This is a genomic window from Mycobacterium pseudoshottsii JCM 15466 (assembly GCF_003584745.1).
In the GTDB taxonomy this organism is placed as follows: Bacteria; Actinomycetota; Actinomycetes; order Mycobacteriales; family Mycobacteriaceae; genus Mycobacterium; species Mycobacterium marinum.
The window spans coordinates 90,637-110,169 of the sequence record NZ_AP018410.1; the positions used below are offsets into that span (position 1 = coordinate 90,637).

Below are 19,533 nucleotides of genomic sequence, written 5' to 3' on the forward strand. Positions count from 1 at the left end.
TCGACCAGGTTTCGACGCGGAGGGCGCACCCGCGAAGTCCCATCTTTCATCCCCAGAACCGCGCCGAAGAATCCCCCGACTGACGCGGTCCTCGAACAGCAGAACTGCGGCTAGGTGAACTGATGACAGCTCTCAAGATTCTTGGCAAACTTTGGATCCCACTGGTGATCGTCACGGTGGTCGGCGTCACCGCATTCAGCGTATCGCGTGTTCACGGGTTCTTCGGTTCACAAAAGCCCGAGCTCTATACCGACGGCTCCAGTGACGACGCCACACCCTTCAACCCAAAACAGCTGACGTATGAAATCTTCGGGCCAGCTGGAACGGTCGCCGATATCGACTATTTCGACGTCAACGCCCAGCCGCGCCGGGTTGATGGAGCGCATCTGCCCTGGTCGCTGGAAATCAAGTCAACGTCGGCATCACTGACGGGAAACATTGTGGCGCAGGGTGATAGCAACAGATTGGGATGCCGGATAATCGTAGACGGCGTCATCAAGGCCGAGCGACTATCACAAGAAGTCAACGCGTACACCTTCTGCATAGTAAAGTCGGCGTGACCATCAAACGCCCAGTGCGGCAGTCGCTTTCCTGCGCGATCCGTAGGCTGTCCATTCCCATCGTCATCGGCTGGATTGCATTGAGTGCGTATCTCACTGTGGGCTTGCCACCACTTGAGGTGGTTGGGCAGCTGCATTCGGTTTCAATGAATCCCAGAGATGCCCCGTCGGCGGTTGCGATGAGGCGCATCAGGGAGCTGTTCAAGGAGTCCGATTCCGACAACACAGCGATGATCCTCTTGGAGGGCGACCAGCCGCTGGGTGACAACGCGCATTACTAGTACTACAACAACCTCGTTCGTCAGTTGAGCAGCGATACAACGCACGTTCAGCACATTCAGGATTTTTGGGGCGATCCGCTGACGGCGGAAGGGGCGCAGAGCACCGATGGCAAAGCCGCGTATGTGCAGCTGAACCTCGCCGGCAACATGGGGGGCCCGCTGGCCAACCAGTCCATCGAGGCTGTGCGGCAGATCCTGGCGCGCACGCCGCCCCCTCCTGGCATAAAGGTGTACGTCACCGGCCCGTCGGCACTCACCGCCGATATGAGTCGCACCGGAGATAAGTCACTCGTCATCGTCACGATGATAAGTATCTTGGTGATCTTCACCATGCTGCTGCTGGTCTATCGCTCAATCGTCACCGTGACACTTTTGCTCATTACGATTGGAATCGAGTTAACAGCGGCGCGGGGAGTCGTCGCCTTTTTGGCGTGGCACGGGGTTATTGGCTTGTCGACCTATGCCATTAACTTGCTCACAACCATGGCCATCGCCGCCGGTACGGACTACAGCATATTCATCATCGGCCGCTACCAGGAGGCTAGGCAGGCCGGCGAGGACGCGGAAACAGCCTTCTACACGATGTACCGAGGCGTTGCTCACGTTATCTTAGGCTCCGGCCTGACCATCGCCGGAGCGATGTATTGCCTGACCTTCACGCGGATGCCCTATTTCCAGAGCATGGGGATCCCTTGTGCCGCAGGCATGCTGGTTGCGGTAGTCGCCGCGCTGACGATGGGCCCAGCAGTTCTCGCATTGGGCAGCCGCTTCGAATTGTTCGATCCGAAGCGGAAGATCAAGACGCGCGGCTGGCGCCGGATTGGCACCGCTGTCGTACGGTGGCCCGCTCCCATCCTGACGGCAACCTGTGCCGTCTCACTGGTTGGCCTGATCGCCCTGCCCGGGTATCAGACAAATTACGACGACCAGACCTATGTGCCAGACAACATCCCGGCCAATGCTGGATACGCCGCGGCAAATCGTCACTTTCCTCCGTCCCGAATGAAGCCGGACGTCTTGCTGATCGTCGCCGAGCACGATATGAGGAATTCTGCGGACTTCCTGGTCTTGGACAAGTTGGCCAAAGGCATCTTTCATGTGCCGGGAATCTCCCGAGTACAGGTGATAACTCGGCCCAAGGGCGCGCCCATCGAGCATACGTCGATACCGTTCCAGATCAGCATGCAGAATGCGGGTCAGCTGCAAAACATGAAATACCAGCGCGACCGCATGAACGACATGCTGACGCAGGCGGACCAGCTGACGAGCACTATCGCGCTAATGAAGCGGACCTACGATCTGATGCTGCAGATGTCGAAAACTACGCATCGAATGGTGGGCGATACGCTCGAAATGAAGAGCGTCACCGACGAATTGCGTGACCACATCGCGGACTTCGAAGACACATGGCGGCCTATTCGGAGCTATTTTTACTGGGAGAAACACTGTGCGGACATCCCTATCTGCTGGTCGCTAAGGTCGATATTTGATGCCCTCGACGGCGTCGACCAGGTTTCCGAACAGCTCACCACCCTCACGGGAGACCTAACCGACATGGATCGGATTCTCCCTCAGGTCGTTGCGACATTTCCGCAGATGATCCAAAACATGGAGGGTATGCGGACATTGATTCTGACAATGCACAGCACGATGTCCGGGATCTACGATCAGATGGATGAATTGAGCAAGAACTCGACTGCGATGGGCCAAGCAGTCGACGCCGCTAAGAACGACGATTCGTTCTACCTGCCTCCAGAGGTTTTTAACAACCCCGATTTCAAAAGGGGAATGAAGATGTTTTTGCCCCAAGATGGGAAGGCGGCCCGGCTATTTATCTTTCACAGAGGAAACGCGGCGGGATACGAGGACATATCGAGTATCTCCGCGATAAATATCGCGGCGGCGGAGGCGCTCAAGGGTACCCCGTTGGAGGACGCCCAGATCTACCTCACCGGTACCGCCGCGGTCTACAAAGACATAGCCGACGGCTCGAAATACGATCTGATAATTGCGGGGCTTTCCTCGCTGTGCCTGATTTTCATCATCATGCTACTTATCACGCGAGGTTTCGTCGCGGCGTTAGTGATCGTGGGAACCGTTGCGCTATCGCTAGGCGTATCGTTTGGTCTCTCGGTGTTGCTGTGGCAACACCTGCTCCGCATCGAACTGCATTGGCTCGTGCTCGCGATGTCCGTCATCGTTCTATTGGCCGTGGGCTCCGACTACAACCTACTGCTGGTATCCCGGCTCAAGGAGGAAGTCGGGGCCGGGATAAAGACCGGAATCATCCGGGCGATGGGCGGTACTGGCAAGGTAGTGACGTCGGCCGGCCTGGTGTTTGCCTTGACGATGGCGTCCATGGCGGTCAGCGATCTGATTGTGATAGGCCAGATCGGGACGACCATCGGCCTGGGTCTGCTGTTCGATACGTTGATTGTGCGCTCCTTGATGACCCCATCTATCGCCGCGCTACTCGGCCGCTGGTTCTGGTGGCCACTAAACATCCGCTCACGGCCCCCTCGGCTAACGCGTCAGCGACTACTCACGTCCGTCTCGCAAGAGCCGGCAGCGGCGCGCGTGTAGCCGGGCGTCATTCGATGTTGGTTCACGCTACCGAGCCGCCGAACCTGGGTGGTCCGATGCTGTCCAGGCCGTGCGTATAGCGGCTGCCGATGAATACCACTCCTGCGAAAGCTACCGCGTTGCAACAGAATCTGCCGGGACGGCCCGATGGGAGCACGGGGAGTTCAGTGGCGGCGGGAGAGCGCCGCCGATAGACTCGACGGTTCGCTGCTTCGGATTGCTGGAATCTGCGTGTTCGCTTCGGTCGCAGTGAATTTGGCCAATACTGCCGTCAGTGTCGCGCAGCGCAGTCTGATCGTCACCTTTGGCTCAAATCAAGCCGTCGTCGCTTGGACGGTGACCGCCTACACACTGACCGAAGCCGCGGCTATCCCGTTGTCAGGCTGGGCGGCCGACCGGATCGGCACCAAGCGACTCTTCATGATTTCGGTGTTGGGGTTGACCCTAGGTTCAGTGTTGTGCGCTGTCGCCCCGAACATCGCGTGTCTGATCATCTTCCGCGCGGTTCAGGGCGGTGGTGGCGGCATATTGATGCCACTGGTCATTACCATCTTGGCTCGCGAGGCGGGCCCCAACCGACTCGCTCGGCTCATGTCGGTGATGGGCATACCGCTACTACTTGGCCCGATGGCTGGGCCGATCCTCGGCGGCTGGCTCATCGACGACTACGGGTGGCAGTGGATTTTCTGGATCAATGTGCCGATCGGCTTGATCACGGTAGCCCTTGCAGCCATCGCGTTTCCCGGAGATCACACAGCACCGTCAGAAACCATCGACATAGTCGGCATGCTGCTACTGTCACCCGGGCTGGCAACATTTCTCTACGGATTGTCGACTGTTCCAGCCCGCGGGACCGTAGCTGATCGCCATGTCTTGATACCGGCGACCGCCGGGCTGGTTCTGATGGGCGCCTTCGTCTTTCATGCTCTCTATCGCGCCGACCGTCCGCTGATAGATCTGCGGCTGTTCAGGAACCGGGTGGTGACCGTCGCCAATGCGACGATAGTCTTTGTCGCCGCGGGGTTTTCCGGGGCCGTGCTGCTGGTGCCAAGTTACTTTCAGCAGCTGTTGCGTGAAACACCGTTGCAGGTCGGCATACACATGATTCCGCTTGGGCTCGGTGCCGCGGTGACCATACCGACCTCCGGCGTCTTGATGGACAGACACGGCGCCGGCAAGGTGGTGTTGGGCGGCGTAACGCTGATCAGCGTTGGCATGGGCACTCTCGCGTTCGGCGCCGCCGAGCACGCCGCTTACGTACCCACCCTGCTTATCGGGCTGACGATCGTGGGTATGGGCATAGGCTCCATCATGCTGCAACTCACCACGGTGGCGGTGCAGACCCTGGCCCCGCACCAAATCGCGCGGGGTTCGACCCTGGTTAGCGTCAATCAACAGCTGTCCGCCTCGGCAAGCACCGCACTGATGTCGGTCATACTGACCAGCCAGTTCAATCGCAGCGCCAACATTGCCGCGGCGAACCGCCTCGAAGCCCTTAACGAAAGCGCGACCAGACGGGGGATCCCCCTCAGGGCTCCGGCGTTGTTGATTAGCAGGCTTGTGAGCTGGGGAATTGTGGATTGAGGAGGTCTAGGCGGCGGTTGGCGGTCAAAGCGGTGATCCGGCAGGCTTCGGCGATGTTGTCGGCGCCGTTGAGGCGGTGCAGATTGATCGCGGTGTTGCGTAGCGTTGCTAGGACCTGTGCGCCGTTTCCGGTATGTGCCCTTTGACGGTCTTCGTCGAAGGTGACGTCGCGTATCCAGTGCAGGCTGTTCTCGATTCCCCAGTGTTGACGCATCCAGGTCATGATCGCGGTAGGGCGGGCGTGCTCGAACGGCAGGCTGCAGATGGCATAGACCACCTCCACGCTGCGCTGGTCGGTGGCGGTGATCAAGCGTTCACGAGTGATCCGGATGATTTGTTTTGCGTAGGGGAAGCCGATTCCTCGTGCAGCGGTGATGATTTGCGGGGTGCGGGTCTCGACACGGCCGTGGCCGTGGGAGTCGTCGGTAGCGGCTGTGGGCACCTCGGCCCAGGGCAGCGCGGTGATACGCGCAAGTATTTTGGCTTGGTTGGGCTTGACGATCATCAGGTAGTGCGACTTCAAGGTGGCGCAGATCAACTTCGCGGTGACAACCTGGGTATGCATCGCATCCACGGTGACCAGCCACCGCAAGCTACCCGGCAGCAGCGTGAGCAGGGCACGTACGCAGGGAATTTCATTGCTTTTCTCGGCGACAGCGAGTTGACCGAGCACCAATCGGGCACGGTGGGCGAACACCGACACGAGATGCGTGGCTGTCGCTTTGGCGCGTAAAGCACCACGCAGCATCTTGCCGTCCAACGCGATCGGCACCAATCCACTGGGGTCGCTGCTGGCCACGTGTGCAGTGAAGTAACTGCCCATCCTGGCGTTGAGGTCGGCGGGGTCTAGCCGAGACAAAACAGCGCGGAAGGTCTTCTCACTGGGCCGCCGGAACCGGACCCCTAATTGGGCCAACACATCATCGGGAGCGGTGGCCGCCCATGTGGCAAAACCAGCATAGCCGCGCATCCCCGCGGCAGTGGCCAGAACCGCGATCGCCAACAAAGCCACCAGCGAATACCTCCGACCGCGTGGGCCCCTCGGGTCTGGCACCGAGGCCAACACATCGAGAAACTCCGATCCGATGAACTCGCTGCGCTCACCAGGACTCCAGCAGTCGAACACCTCTGGAACCGACGACACAGGCAATACTGAAACGGTAGGCACGGGCAACTCCAGACCAACGACGAACAGTAACCAACTCGATCGTTCTCCAAATAGCCCGTGCCTACACTCCGGCCCCAATAGCGCGGCACCAAAGATCATCAACCCAGCTCACAAGCCTGCTAATCAACAACGCCGGAGCCCTGCGGTGATGATTTGCAGGGTGCGGGTCTCGACACGGCCGTGGCCGCGGGAGTCGTCGGTAGCGGCTGTGGGCACCTCGGCCCAGGGCAGCGCGGTGATACGCGCAAGTATTTTGGCTTGGTTGGACTTGACGATCATCAGGTAGTGCGACTTCAAGGTGGCGCAGATCAACTTCGCGGTGACGACCTGGGTATGCATCGCATCCACGGTGACCAGCCACCGCAAGCTACCCGGCAGCAGCGTGAGCAGGGCACGTACGCAGGGAATTTCATTGCTTTTCTCGGCGACAGCGAGTTGACCGAGCACCAATCGGGCACGGTGGGCGAACACCGACACGAGATGCGTGGCTGTCGCTTTGGCGCGTAAAGCACCACGCAGTATCTTGCCGTCCAACGCGATCGGCACCAATCCACTGGGGTCGCTGCTGGCCACGTGTGCAGTGAAGTAACTGCCCATCCTGGCGTTGAGGTCGGCGGGGTCTAGCCGAGACAAAACAGCGCGGAAGGTCTTCTCACTGGGCCGCCGGAACCGGACCCCTAATTGGGCCAACACATCATCGGGAGCGGTGGCCGCCCATGTGGCAAAACCAGCATAGCCGCGCATCCCCGCGGCAGTGGCCAGAACCGCGATCGCCAACAAAGCCATCAGCGAATACCTCCGACCGCGTGGGTCCCTCGGGTCTGGCACCGAGGCCAACACATCGAGAAACTCCGATCCGATGAGCTCGCTGCGCTCACCAGGACTCCAGCGGTCGAACACCTCTGGAACCGACGACACAGGCAATACTGAAACGGTAGGCACGGGCAACTCCAGACCAACGACGAACAGTAACCAACTCGATCGTTCTCCAGATAGCCCGTGCCTACACTCCGGCCCCAATAGCGCGGCACCAAAGATCATCAACCCAGCTCACAAGCCTGCTAATCAACAACGCCGGAGCCCTGCCCTGATGGCCCCTACAACCTTCTCGGTTGGTCCATGGGGGGCGTGGTCGCCCATGAGATTGCCGTTGAGCTCCGCCGGCGAGGATGCGAGGTCGGCCGGCTCATCGTTCTGGACGCGACCGGCGAGGTCGATAGCGCCGACAGCGTTGCCGAGCCAGCATCCGAAAGCGATGTCCTGGAACTGATTTTGGTCGCTGCGGGAATCGATATCGCGGCACACCCCCGGCCCCTTACCTATCGGCAGGCAGAAGCACTACTCAACCAACGCACACCGATCGAGTTCTCGCTCCCGCCCAGGCGGATTGTAGAAATCATGCTCGACAACATGAACGCCAATCAATCAATGAGATTGAAGCATGTCCCGGATGTATTTGACGGTGACATGATCGTCTTCTCCGCCAAGCGGGGCAGCGGCGGCCGATCACTCGCAGACAGTTGGCGGCCATACGTTTCCGGCGATATCACGGAATATCCCGTCGATTGCACGCACGAGTCGATGTTGAACATCGAATCACTGCAATTATTCGGAGAGCGGATCGCTATCTACCTGCATTAGTTGAACGGCAATAAGACCGACTCGCCCTGATACTGGAGGTACGACCAATGAACCGCCGCTATTTGTCGGATGAAGAGATACAAGGCCTGAACCGAGACCTCCGAATACTGGTCACGACAAATGGCACTCTCACCAGGATTCTCAATATCGTCACCGCCGACGAGATCGTCATCCAGAACATCGATCAGGAGATTCTGCCCGACGCGCCGACTCCGCCGGACCGCGCGCAGTTGCCCAAAGGCCGAACTCTGCTGCGCAATGTAGTGCTCCAATGCAGGCATTCCGGGAGCTCATTCGTAGCCGCAGAGACTTCGATCGTCGTCGATCGAGTCCCGCCCGAGCTCATAGAAAGCCTGATGAACACTGACCGCCCGATTGGCGAGTTGCTGGTGGCGAGTCGCATCGAGTTCTTCAATGAAGCGCCGGAAGTCTGGATCGGCGAGTTGCCGGAGTGGATCGTGGCTCCGGAATACCGAATCTCACAACATCAAGCCCTCGCCCGCCGATACACGATCATCATCTCGGGTCAACCGGCGATAGTCATCACGGAGCATTTCCTTCCGAGATATTCATCTGCTGTCTCAACAACGACATCGCGATCAACAAGGACATTCGGCCTATATCGGCACCAAGGCCCAAACAGTGACTTGAAGCGGCGGCATCGGCACCAGCCGACTGTAGGAAGTTCCAACTTCTTCACGTGTAGGTCTGCCTTAAGACAAGGGCCTGCATCCCTGCGCCATGCGGGGAAACGAATGTGTTCATAGTGGCGAGTCAGGACAGGGTCATTCGGCATGCGAAATAACAATCTAGCGTGGCTGCTTGCCAACCAAGCATTGGCGTCAGAATGGGCGTCCTCGCCGGCATACTACGCGCCGAACATCGTGACCCACGCCCAAATCCATGAGGGTGCGGCGCGCCTCGGCAACGTATTTGGTTCCCGGGGTCTGTGCACTGGCGACCGTGTCCTGCTGTGCCTCCCGGACTCAACCGATTTGGTGCAGTTACTGCTGGCCTGTCTTGCTCGGGGGATTGTGGCGTTCATTGCGAATCCGGAGCTGCGCCCCGACGACCATGCATTCCAGGAGCAGGACACGCAGCCGGCACTTGTGGTGACCACTGATGCTCTGCGCGACAGGTTTGCGCGGTCCGGCATCGTGGATCCGGGGGAGCTGTGGGCGGAAGCCAACCAGGCCAAACCGGCGGCCTACGAGCCGTTGATCGGCGATGCCCTTGCCTACGGCACCTATACGTCCGGTACCACCGGCGCCCCCAAGGCGGCGCTGCATCGGCACGGCGACGTGTGGGCATTCATCGACGCCATGTGTCGCAATGCACTACGGCTCAGTCCCGACGACGTCGGGCTAAGCATCGCGCGCGTGTATTTTGCCTATGGTCTAGGCAATTCGGTGTGGTTTCCACTGGCCACCGGCAGTTCTGCGGTGATCAGTCGTTCGCCGCTGGGCGCCGAGTCGGCGGCCAACCTCAGCGAGAGGTTCTCGCCATCGGTTCTGTATGGCGTGCCAACCTTTCTTGCGAGAGTTGCCGACACCTGCGCCGCCGATGCGTTCCGGTCGTTGCGCTGTGTGGTCTCTCCGCAGGCGAGGCACTTGAGCTCGGCCTGGCCCAGCGACTGATGAAGTTCTTTGGCGGTATCCCCCTCCTCGATGGAATAGGCTTCACCGAGGTTGGGCAAACGTTCATCTCGAGCACGGTCGATGAATGGCGCCTCGGGACTCTAGGAAAGGTTCTGCCCCCCTACGAGATACGTGTGGTGGCACCGGATGGCACCACCGCCGCACCCGGGGTTGAGGGAGACCTTTGGGTCCGCGGACCGTCGCTGACCGCCGGCTATTGGAATCGACCTACCGAGCCTCCGTCGATCAGCGATAGCTGGCTCGACACGCGGGACAGGGTGTGCGTCGACGCCCACGGATGGGTAACTTACCGGTGCCGCGCGGACGACATAGAAATCGTCGGCGGCATCAACATCAATCCGCGCGAGATTGAACAGCTCATTCTCGAAGACGACCTGGTGGCCGAGACGGCGGTCGTTTCCGTACGGGAAGCCACCGGCGAATCGTCGCTTCAAGCGTTTCTGGTGCCCGAAAGTGGCGCGTCGCTTGGTGAATCGGCGATCAAAGAACTTCATCGGCGGCTGCTTGGCAGCTTGTCGCCGCACAAGGTACCGCATCGATTCGAGATCGCAGAGCGGCTCCCCCGAACCGCGTCCGGCAAACTACAGCGCGGCCAACTCCGCACGCAGCCTGCGGCGCAGCCAGTTTGGGAGCGCCGGTCCACGGTGGGGACGTCCGACTCGGATGGGCAGCGCGATCCCCAAACGCAAACCAACTACAAGGTTGGCCCGAGAGTCGGCCCGGTAACACTTGACGAGCGCCTGGCATTTCTACAGCAAGAAGGTCACCGCCTGATCGCCGACACAGTCAGCGCAGAGGTGGCCCAGATCCTGGGGGACCCGGCCGCTGAGCGAATAGACCGCGACGTGGCCTTCGCCGAGCTGGGTTTTGACTCGCGCATGACGGTTGAGTTGCGTAATCGGTTGGCGGCGGTGACCGGGTTGCGGCTACCGGAGACGGTCGGGTGGGACTATGGCTCGATTTCTCAGCTGGCAGCGCATTTGGAGACCGAGCTAGCTGGATCGGGTGGCCGGGGGAAGCCGGGTCCTTCGGTGGTTGGTGGGGCGCCGGTGGCGATTGTGGGTGTGGGGTGTCGGTATCCGGGTGGGGTGGAGTCGGCGGGGGGTTTGTGGGATGTGGTGGTGGGGGGTCGGGATGTGATTTCGGGGTTTCCGGTTGATCGGGGTTGGGATGTGGAGGGGGTTTTTGATCCGGATCCTGATGCGTTGGGTAAGACGTATTGCCGGTTGGGTGGGTTTTTGGATGGTGCTGATCGGTTTGATGCGGGGTTTTTTGGGATTGGGCCTAGTGAGGCGTTAGCGCTGGATCCCCAGCAGCGGTTGTTGTTGGAGTTTTCTTGGGAGGCGTTGGAGGACGCGGGGATTGATCCGGTGTCGTTGCGGGGTTCGGTGACTGGGGTGTTTACCGGGTTGATGAGTTCTGATTATGGGGCGGGGCGGGTGTCTGGGGATTTGGAGGGTTATGGGTTGACGTCGGCGGCGGCGAGTGTGGCTTCGGGGCGGGTTGCGTATTTGTTGGGGCTAGAAGGTCCGGCGGTGTCGGTGGATACGGCGTGTTCGTCGTCGTTGGTGGCGTTGCATTTGGCGGCGGCGTCGTTGCGGTCGGGGGAGTGTGATGTGGCGTTGGCGGGTGGGGTGACGGTGATGGCCACGCCGGCAACGTTTGTGGGGTTTTCTCGGCAGCGGGGATTGGCGGCTGATGGGAGGTGTAAGGCGTTCGCGGGGGCTGCGGATGGGACGGGGTTTTCTGAGGGTGCTGGGGTGGTGGTGCTGACGCGGTTGTCGGAGGCGCGGCGGCGGGGCCTTGCGGTGTTAGGGGTAATCGCGGGATCGGCGGTGAATCAGGATGGTGCTTCTAATGGGTTGACCGCACCCAATGGGCCTGCGCAGCAGCGGGTGATCGAGGCGGCGTTGGCTAACGCGGGGTTGACCGCTGCGGATGTGGATGTGGTGGAGGGCCACGGGACGGGCACCACGTTGGGTGATCCTATTGAGGCGCAGGCGCTGTTAGCGACTTACGGGCAGGCTCGCCCGGCCGATCGGCCGTTGTGGCTGGGTTCGATCAAGTCGAATATGGGCCATACTCAGGCCGCGGCGGGAATCGCTGGGGTGATCAAGATGGTGCAGGCGATGCGCCATGAGCTGATGCCGGCGACGTTGCATATGGATGTGCCTTCCCCGCATGTGGATTGGTCCTCGGGGGCGGTGTCGTTGTTGACCCAGCCGCGGCCCTGGCCGGCGGTGGATGGCCGGCCGCGTCGGGCGGGGGTGTCGTCATTTGGGATCAGCGGCACCAATGCGCATGTGATCGTGGAACAGGTTTGCCCTGCGGTGGTGGCCGAAGCCGTTGATGTGTCCCCGGATTCGCTGCCGTGGGTGGTTTCGGGCAAGTCGGAGGCGGCGGTAGCCGCGCAGGCAAAGCGGCTACTTGCTGCCGTGCAAGCCGATGAAGGCCTCGATCGGCTCGATGTGGGCTTCAGCTTGGCACGGCGCACGGCGTTTGAGTATCGGGCCGTGGTCCTGGGCGAGGACCGTCAGCAACTGATATCGGGATTGACCGAACTGGCCGCCGGGCAGCCCGGCCCAACAGTACTCAACGGCCGAGCCGCCACGGTAGGCAAGACCGTCATGGTATTTCCCGGCCAAGGCTCGCAATGGCCGGGAATGGGCCGCGAATTGTTAGCGGCATCGCCGGTGTTCGCGGAGCACATGCGCTTGTGCGCAGAGGCGTTGGGCGAGTTCGTGGATTGGTCGTTGCTCGATGGGGTCAACGGCGTCGCGGGGGCGCCGACGCTGGATCGGGTAGATGTGGTGCAGCCTGTCTTGTGGGCGATGATGGTGTCCTTGGCCCAGTTATGGCGCTCGATGGGCATGGTCCCCGACGCGGTGATTGGGCACTCGCAGGGTGAGATTGCTGCGGCGTGTGTGGCCGGGGCTTTGTCGCTGCGGGATGGCGCGGCTGTGGTGGCCTTGCGTAGTCGGGCGTTGGTAGATCTGGCTGGCACCGGCGGCATGGTGGCTATCGCATGCGGTGTCGAGCGGGTGCGCGAGTTGCTGGCCGACTACGGAGATCGGCTGAGCTTGGCTGCGGTTAATGGTGTTGCGGCGGTGGTGGTTTCCGGCGAAGCCGAAGCTTTGCACGGATTGACGGGGCGTTGTGAGGCCGAGGGCATGAGGGCGCGCCGTGTCGAGGTGGACTATGCGTCGCATTCCGCGCAAGTGGAGTCGATCGGTTCTAGCCTGGTGGAAGCCCTGGCCGGGGTGCGGCCGCGTTCGTCAGACATCGAATTTGTCTCGACGGTGACCGGTGCGTCGGTGGATGGCGCTTCGTTGGACGCCGACTACTGGTATCGCAACATTCGGCAGACGGTGCGCTTCGATCGAGCGGTGCGTTACTGCCACGAGCAAGGGTGCCGGACCTTCGTTGAGGCCAGTCCCCATCCGGTGTTGCTGGGCGGTATCGAAGAATCGCTGGCCGAGGGGATCGGGCGGCCCGATTCCGCTGGGGTGATCGTGATTCCGACATTGGGCCGCAATGAAGGCGGCGTAGAGCGGTTTTGGATGTCGCTGAGCCAGGCCTGGGTGGCCGGGGTGGGGGTGGATTGGTCGGCGGTGTTTGCGGGCTCGGGTGGTCGGCAGGTGGGGTTGCCGACGTATGCGTTCGCGCGGCGGCGGTTTTGGCTGGACGGCTCGTCCAGCGCTGCCGATGTGGGCGAGGCGGGGCTGGTAGCGGCTGGGCATGCGTTGTTGGGTGCGGTCGTTGAGCAGCCCGATACCGGTGCCGTGGTGCTGACCGGACGGTTGTCGTTGGCGCGTCAGCCATGGCTGGCCGATCACCTGGTCGGCGGCGCGGTGCTGTTCCCCGGCACCGGATTCGTGGAACTGGCCATTCGTGCCGGTGATGAAGTCGGATGTGGTGTGGTCGAGGAGTTGACGCTGGCGACGCCGTTGGTACTCAATGCCGGCACCGCGGTACAGGTGCAGGTGGTGGTGGGTAGTGCCGGGCAGTCGGGGCAGCGGTTGGTGTCGATGTACTCCCGCGCGGACCAACCCGATCAGCATTGGGTGTTGCATGCGCAAGGCAGTGTGGCACCCGCAGCGGTGCAGCCGGCCCCGGCCGCCTCGGCGGAGCTGTCGACCCGGCCCCCGGCCGGTGCAGAGGCGGTCGATATCGGTGGCCTCTATGAACGGCTGGCGCGACGCGGCTATGGGTATGGCCCCGCCTTTCAGGGACTGCGCGCGGTCTGGCGGCGCGGCCGCGACGTCTTCGCCGAAGTCGGCCTGCCCAACGACGAGGGCCTGGACCTGACCGACGTCGGGATCCACCCAGCACTGCTGGATGCGGCATTGCACGCATGGCTGTGTGTGGGTGGCTTCGGTGGCGACGGCGAGGCGACGGTGCTGCCATTTTCCTGGCAGCACTTGTCATTGCACGGCTCGGGCGCTTCGCGGCTGCGAGTTCGCATCGCGCCGGCTGGACCGAGCGCGGTATCGGTGGAGTTGGCCGATGGTGCGGGTCTTCCGGTCCTATCGGTGGGTTCGCTAACTACCCGCCCGGTTGGCGCCGCGCAGCTACGGGCCGCGATGTCAGCGGGAGGCGATGGCACCGGCCGGGAGCTGTTGGATGTGGTGTGGACGCCGATCACGTTCGAGCGCGACAGCGTTCAGCGCGAAGGCGAACGCCGGGTGGTCTCCTGGGATGACTTCCTTGCCGGGCGTTGTGCGGCTGCGCGGGACCTTGACCGGGACGTTGCGGTTGTGTGGCAGTGGGAGTCCGGCGGCGCTGAGTCGGTGGTGAACACGGTGTATGCGGCCACCCACCGAGTCCTAGAGGTACTGCAGCGCTGGTTGGCTGACGACCTGCCCGCCGTGTTGGTGGTGTGTACGCGGGGGGCGATGGGGCTCGCCGGCGAAGCCAACACTGACCTGGCCGGGGCCGCGGTGTGGGGGTTGGTGCGGTCGGCCCAGACCGAACACCCGGGTCGCATTGTGCTGATCGACACCGACACATCGATGGCCCTGCCCACAGTCATCGGCGTAGGGGAACCGCAGTTGGTGGTGCGCGCGGGTGATGTGTACGCCACCCGGCTTGCCCGAGGCAGGGCGGCGCTGCGCACACCGGACGCGGGCCAAGGGTGGCAGCTGGCCGCCACCGGCGGGGGCACCTTTGATGACGTCGTGTTGGAGCCGTGCCCGCGGTCGGATGAACCACTGGCGGTGGGCCAGGTGCGGGTCGCATTGGCTGCGCTTGGGGTCAACTTCCGGGACGTGCTGGTGGTGTTGGGGCTGTATCCCGGCAATAAGCCCACCCTCGGCGGCGAGGGCGCCGGGGTGGTGGTCGAGGTCGGCCCGGGAGTCAGCGGGCTGGAACCCGGTGATCGCGTCCTGGGACTGATGAGCGGCCGTTCGGAGTGTGTGGTTGATCAGCGGCTGTTGGTTCCGATACCGGCAGGGTGGTCGTTTGCTGAGGCGGCCAGCGTGCCGATCGTGTTCCTGACGGCCTTTTACGGGTTGTCGGATCTGGCGGGGCTTCGTCGTGGAGAGTCGGTGTTGGTCCATGCGGCCACCGGCGGGGTGGGCATGGCAGCGATTCAACTGGCGCGGCTATGGGGGGCGCGGGTCTTTGTGACTGCCAGCCGCGGCAAGTGGGACACATTGCGCGCAATGGGTTTTGACGATGATCAAATCGCGGACTCCCGCACGTTGGAGTTTGAGGAGAAGTTCTCGGCGGCTACCGGCGGCCGTGGAATCGATGTTGTGCTGAACGCGCTTGCGGGAGAGTTCACCGATGCCTCGCTGCGGTTGCTGGCCGACGGGGGGCGCTTCATCGAGATGGGTAAGACCGATATCCGTGACGGCCAGGAGGTTGCTCAAGAACATCCTGGCGTCAGCTATCGGGCATTCGACCTGGCTAACGAGGTTGCGCCGCAACGCCTTGGGCAGATGCTGGCCGAATTGATGACGCTGTTTGCGGCCGGGAAGCTGCATCGGCTGCCGGTCAAGAGCTGGGATGTGCGGTGCGCTCCGCAGGCCTATCAGTTCGTCAGTCAGGCCCGTCATATCGGCAAAGTGGTCCTCTCCACACCAACGGAACTGCGCGATGCGCTGGCGGCAGGCACGGTATTGATCACTGGCGGCACCGGGCTGGTCGGCTCGGTGTTGGCTCGCCATTTGGTCAGTGCCTACGGCGTGCGGAATCTGGTGCTGGTCAGCCGCATGGGCGAACAGGGCGCGGGTGTGGCCGAGCTGGTGGATGAGCTCTCCGAAGCTGGCGCCCGTGTGCTGGTGGCCGCTTGCGACGTGGCCGATCAGAGTGCGGTGGAGAAATTGATAGTCGGCTGGGGCCGGGAGTATCCGGCGCTAACTGGGGTCATTCATGCGGCCGGGGTGCTCGATGATGCGGTAATCACCTCGATGACACCGGATCAAGTCGATTCGGTGCTGCGGGCCAAGGTCGACGGGGCGTGGAATCTACACCACGCGACTCGTGGTCTAGGGCTGTCGATGTTCGTGTTGTGCTCCTCGATTGCGGGCGTGGTTGGGGCTCCCGGTCAGGGGAACTACGCCGCGGCCAACGCGTTTTTGGATGCGCTCGTCACAGACCGGCGCGCACACGGCTTGGCGGGCGTGTCGTTGGGGTGGGGGTTATGGGAGCAGGCGAGCGGCATGACCAAACATCTGCGCGGCAGCGATGTGAGTCGGCTCAGTCGCGGCGGGTTCGCGGCGATATCCGCCCAGCAGGCGCTCGATCTATTCGACGCCGCGCTGATTGTGGATCAACCCACGGTACTGGCCGCCCGTCTCGATCGCAGAGCGTTGGAAAACCCGGCGCTCAATGCCGACTTGCCGACCCTGTTTAGCGACTTGATTACTCGGCCCATGCGGCGCAACGTCGATAACGACTGCACGCCAACGGAATTGGCGCTCGTCAACCGCTTGAACATGATGACCCAGGATGAGCAGCACGACCTGCTGACCGAAGTTGTGTGTGCCCAAGCGGTGATGGTGCTGGGCCGGCTCAACGCCGCCGACATCGACCCAAACGCTACCTTCAGCGACCTCGGGTTCGACTCGCTGACAGCTATCGAGCTTCGCAACAGGCTCAAAACCGTTACCGGGCTGACTTTGCCGCCCACTTTGATCTTCGATCACCGAGCCCCGAGCGCGCTCGCCCAACACCTCGGCCAACAGTTGTGCGCCACCCATCAGCACGAATCTCACAACGCCATGGCGCCCGCCGATTCTGAGGACGAAAAGCTGCGGTCCGTGCTCAATACGATCTCGGTTGCCGATCTGCGAGATGCCGGCCTGCTGGACAAACTGCTACGCCTGCGGAAAGACCCCGATCCAAATCTCCGGGTGGACCGGGTGGACAACGTAGGAACCAAGCAGCAGGAACTCGAAGGCATGATCAACTCACTAAGCCCCGAAGAATTGGTAGCGATGGCGCTCGCCGAGCCCTCCGGCGGCAATCGCATGGATAGTGGCGGTTAGCCCGCGGGCCCGATGCGATGCAACAACTGGGTCCGAAGTGCGCTCGCGGTCAGCTGTCGCAGCCGGATAGGGCGTGGCTCGATGCGGCGCGTTCGTCAAGGTGCCAGCCGAGCACCGACCGGCCTAGCGCGCTCAAACTCAGCGGGTCACAGTTGTCAGCCACCGGCGCTTGGGCAATAGGCCAGTCGACCCAAATATTTCTCCCGCCACGTTTCCAAGTTTTCGCTGTGGTCAACGTCATCGGGGTGCAACCCCGGCTTGAAATACATGTTTGCGTTGGGGGCGTTGCCTTCAAAAGAAAGGGATACGGGGCAGCATGATCGTGCGGCGCAGCGTTTTGATGGGATGGAGCCAGGCCCACGAAGCGCCGCCGAGCCACACACTTGCCGCGTGAACATCAGCAAGGCCATCGTCGGCGTAGCGACAGCACCTATCCGGGCCGGCGTCGCGGTGGCCGACGCAGGACTCAGCGTTGCGACCGTCGCGCTCGGGGCTGTGAAGCAATCCTTGGGTGAGGAAAGCCCGAAGACGGTAGACCCGATCACCGACCTATTTCCGCTGCGCGGCGCAATCGTGGGTGCCAACCGGGTTGCCGAGTTGACCGAAAACGACAGGGCGATGGGGCGCGCTCTGGTCCGGGGCGGGGCGGCGGACAAGCTGATGCGTCCGGGTGGGATTGTTGACCTGTTGACCGCACCCGGGGGTTTACTCGATCGGGTATCCGCTGCAGACAGTTCCTCGCTAGAGCGGATCCTGGCGCCCGGGGGGCTCGCTGATCGGCTGCTCGCTGAGGACGGGCCGCTGGAGCGGATGTTCGCCGCGGACGGCATTATCGAGCGGATGTTCGCCGCGGACGGCGTCATCGACAAGCTGCTGGTCAAAAACGGGCCGCTCGAGCAATTCACCGAAGCCGCCGAAATCCTGAGCCAGCTCGCGCCCGCCGTGGACAAGTTGACGCCCACCACCGACACCCTCGAGTCCGCTGTCGTCACCCTCAACAAGATGGTCAACTCGCTCAGCGGCATCACCGATCGCATTCCGCGGCGGCGGTCGACGCGGCCGGCGGTGCGCGCCAAGCGCACCACGGACCAAGCTGGCGTCGATGAGTGAGTCGACCGGCGCACCGGCACACCCCCGCTAAGCCATGGTGTCCGCCTGGCGAGCCCGTAGGTGATGGCGGTGGGGGAGTGCACCACGCTGATTGCCTGGGAGGCCTGGCGTTTCCGGCGCGGTGACGGCGCGGCGATCTCGCGGCGTCAACGGGCCCGTTTGCAGACGCTGGTTCGGCATGCGCGAACGGCGTCCCCGTACTATCGCCGCCTGTACCGGGACATTCCTTCGGGGCAGGTCCCGCTGGCGTCACTGCCCGTCGTGTCCAAGCGCGACCTCATGGCGCATTTCGACGACTGGGTGACCGACCCGGACATCACCATCGAGTCCCTGCGGCGCGACTTCTTGTCCGACCACTCGCTGCTGGGGGCCCGCTATCTGGGCCGTTACCACGTCGCGACTACATCGGGAACGAGCGGAGAGCCGGCCATCCTGATTCACGATGACGCGTCGTGGGCGGTGTTCCAGTTCGTGGGCCGCCGGGGCGAATCGCGGTTCATCGCTCGACGAGAGCTGCTGTCGGGGGTGCTGCGGCGCGGTTTGCGTGCGGCGGCGCTGTTCGTCGCCGACGGGCACATCGGTGCCTCGGCCGCGTTGGCCGCTGCGCGACGCCGCAGCGCCTTTCTGGCCAGCCGCGCACGGGTCTTCTCGGTGCTGCGACCGGTGCCGGATCTGGTGCGGGAAATCAACGAGTTTCAGCCAACGATCGTGGAGGGCTACCCGAGCGCGTTGGCGCTGCTGGCCGGCGAACAACGCGCTGGCCGGCTAGCGATTGAGCCCCTGCTGGCGATCACCGCAGGCGAACAGCTGACGCCCGCGCTGCGCGCCGACATCGAGCCCGCGTTCGGCTGCCCGATCCAAAACCGTTATGCCTCAGCCGAATTCCCCGGCTTGTCGATGGAATGTCGGTACGGGTCATTGCATGTCAACACCGACTGGTATCTATTCGAGCCGGTCGATGAGAACTACCAACCCGTGGCAGCGGGGGCTGTCTCCCACACCGTTTTGGTCACCAACCTGGCCAATCGGGTGCAGCCGCGCATCCGCTATGACCTGGGTGACCGGGTGAAACTGACCGGCACCCCGTGCGCGTGCGGCAATCGGCTGCCGGCCATCACGGTAGAAGGGCGCGCCGCCGATCTGCTCTTATTCGAGGCGCCCGATGGGACCGCGATCACGGTGTTGCCGCTGGCCCTGGTGACCGTAATCGAAGAAACCCCGGGTGTGCACCGGTGCCAGGCCATCCGCACCGGTCCACGGGCCCTGACGGTGCGGCTGGAGATGTCACCCGACACGGACCCGGGCCAGGTGTGGCGTGCGGTCGACGAGCGGTTGCACGCGTATTTCGCCGCGCAGCAAACCGCACCCGTTGCGGTGGAACACGCGGTCGAACCGCCCGCCGTCGACCCGCGCAGCGGCAAGTTCCGCCAGGTATGGTCAGCGCACTGATCGTCA

At 62.6% G+C, this 19,533-nt stretch carries 10 protein-coding genes and 2 pseudogenes; 9 read left to right on the forward strand and 3 right to left on the reverse strand.

The window, feature by feature from the left end; genetic code table 11:
* Nucleotides 1-122: 122 nt before the first annotated feature.
* The 3 genes and pseudogenes from MPSD_RS00435 to MPSD_RS00445 all read left to right on the forward strand — a co-directional run bounded on the left by MPSD_RS00435 (nt 123) and on the right by MPSD_RS00445 (nt 5,008).
* The gene (locus MPSD_RS00435) at nt 123-560 is read left to right on the forward strand and encodes an MmpS family transport accessory protein (protein ID WP_020785407.1); all 438 of its coding nucleotides are present in this window, start codon (nt 123-125) and stop codon (nt 558-560) included.
* A pseudogene (locus tag MPSD_RS00440) lies at nt 557-3,424 on the forward strand (MMPL/RND family transporter). Before MPSD_RS00435 ends, MPSD_RS00440 begins: the two are co-directional and overlap by 4 nt.
* A gap of 249 nt (nt 3,425-3,673) precedes the next feature.
* Entirely contained in the window at nt 3,674-5,008 is a 1,335-nt protein-coding gene (locus MPSD_RS00445; RefSeq protein WP_232022908.1) for a DHA2 family efflux MFS transporter permease subunit, read from the forward strand.
* Here the strand turns inward: MPSD_RS00445 and MPSD_RS00450 are convergent.
* Together MPSD_RS00450 and MPSD_RS00460 are read right to left on the reverse strand one after the other, a co-directional pair.
* Nucleotides 4,974-6,176, reverse strand: coding sequence for an ISAs1-like element IS2404/ISMul1 family transposase (locus MPSD_RS00450; RefSeq protein ID WP_420811991.1), 1,203 nt, complete (start codon nt 6,174-6,176; stop codon nt 4,974-4,976). The two genes, MPSD_RS00445 and MPSD_RS00450, sit on opposite strands and share 35 nt — an antisense overlap.
* 141 nt (nt 6,177-6,317) lie before the next feature.
* Nucleotides 6,318-7,118: pseudogene (locus MPSD_RS00460) on the reverse strand (ISAs1-like element IS2404/ISMul1 family transposase); the annotation flags it as partial.
* Nucleotides 7,119-7,295: 177 nt separating this feature from the next.
* Between MPSD_RS00460 and MPSD_RS00470 the strand changes: the two are divergent.
* The gene (locus MPSD_RS00470; RefSeq protein ID WP_020785404.1) at nt 7,296-7,817 is read left to right on the forward strand and encodes a thioesterase domain-containing protein; all 522 of its coding nucleotides are present in this window, start codon (nt 7,296-7,298) and stop codon (nt 7,815-7,817) included.
* On the opposite strand, the gene MPSD_RS28655 is transcribed toward MPSD_RS00470, so the two are convergent.
* On the reverse strand, nt 7,814-8,098 hold the full coding sequence (locus MPSD_RS28655) for a hypothetical protein (protein ID WP_232022918.1): 285 nt from the start codon (nt 8,096-8,098) through the stop codon (nt 7,814-7,816). The two genes, MPSD_RS00470 and MPSD_RS28655, sit on opposite strands and share 4 nt — an antisense overlap.
* Here MPSD_RS28655 and MPSD_RS00475 point away from each other — a divergent pair.
* The 5 genes from MPSD_RS00475 (at nt 7,988) to MPSD_RS00495 (ending at nt 19,527) form a co-directional block, all read left to right on the forward strand.
* Nucleotides 7,988-8,584 carry a chorismate--pyruvate lyase family protein gene (locus tag MPSD_RS00475; RefSeq protein WP_232022909.1) on the forward strand — a complete coding sequence of 199 codons (597 nt, stop codon included), beginning with the start codon at nt 7,988-7,990 and terminating at the stop codon, nt 8,582-8,584. The two genes, MPSD_RS28655 and MPSD_RS00475, sit on opposite strands and share 111 nt — an antisense overlap.
* 27 nt (nt 8,585-8,611) lie before the next feature.
* Entirely contained in the window at nt 8,612-9,454 is an 843-nt protein-coding gene (locus MPSD_RS28660; protein ID WP_106407456.1) for an AMP-binding protein, read from the forward strand.
* Nucleotides 9,454-16,968: a type I polyketide synthase gene (locus MPSD_RS00485; protein WP_264001298.1), complete on the forward strand. Its 7,515-nt coding sequence runs from the start codon at nt 9,454-9,456 to the stop codon at nt 16,966-16,968. Before MPSD_RS28660 ends, MPSD_RS00485 begins: the two co-directional genes overlap by 1 nt.
* A gap of 276 nt (nt 16,969-17,244) precedes the next feature.
* Nucleotides 17,245-18,078: a hypothetical protein gene (locus MPSD_RS00490; protein WP_232022707.1), complete on the forward strand. Its 834-nt coding sequence runs from the start codon at nt 17,245-17,247 to the stop codon at nt 18,076-18,078.
* Nucleotides 18,079-18,141: 63 nt separating this feature from the next.
* Nucleotides 18,142-19,527 (forward strand): phenylacetate--CoA ligase family protein, encoded by a 1,386-nt coding sequence (locus MPSD_RS00495; protein ID WP_232022708.1) that lies wholly within the window; start codon nt 18,142-18,144, stop codon nt 19,525-19,527.
* Nucleotides 19,528-19,533 lie beyond the last annotated feature (6 nt).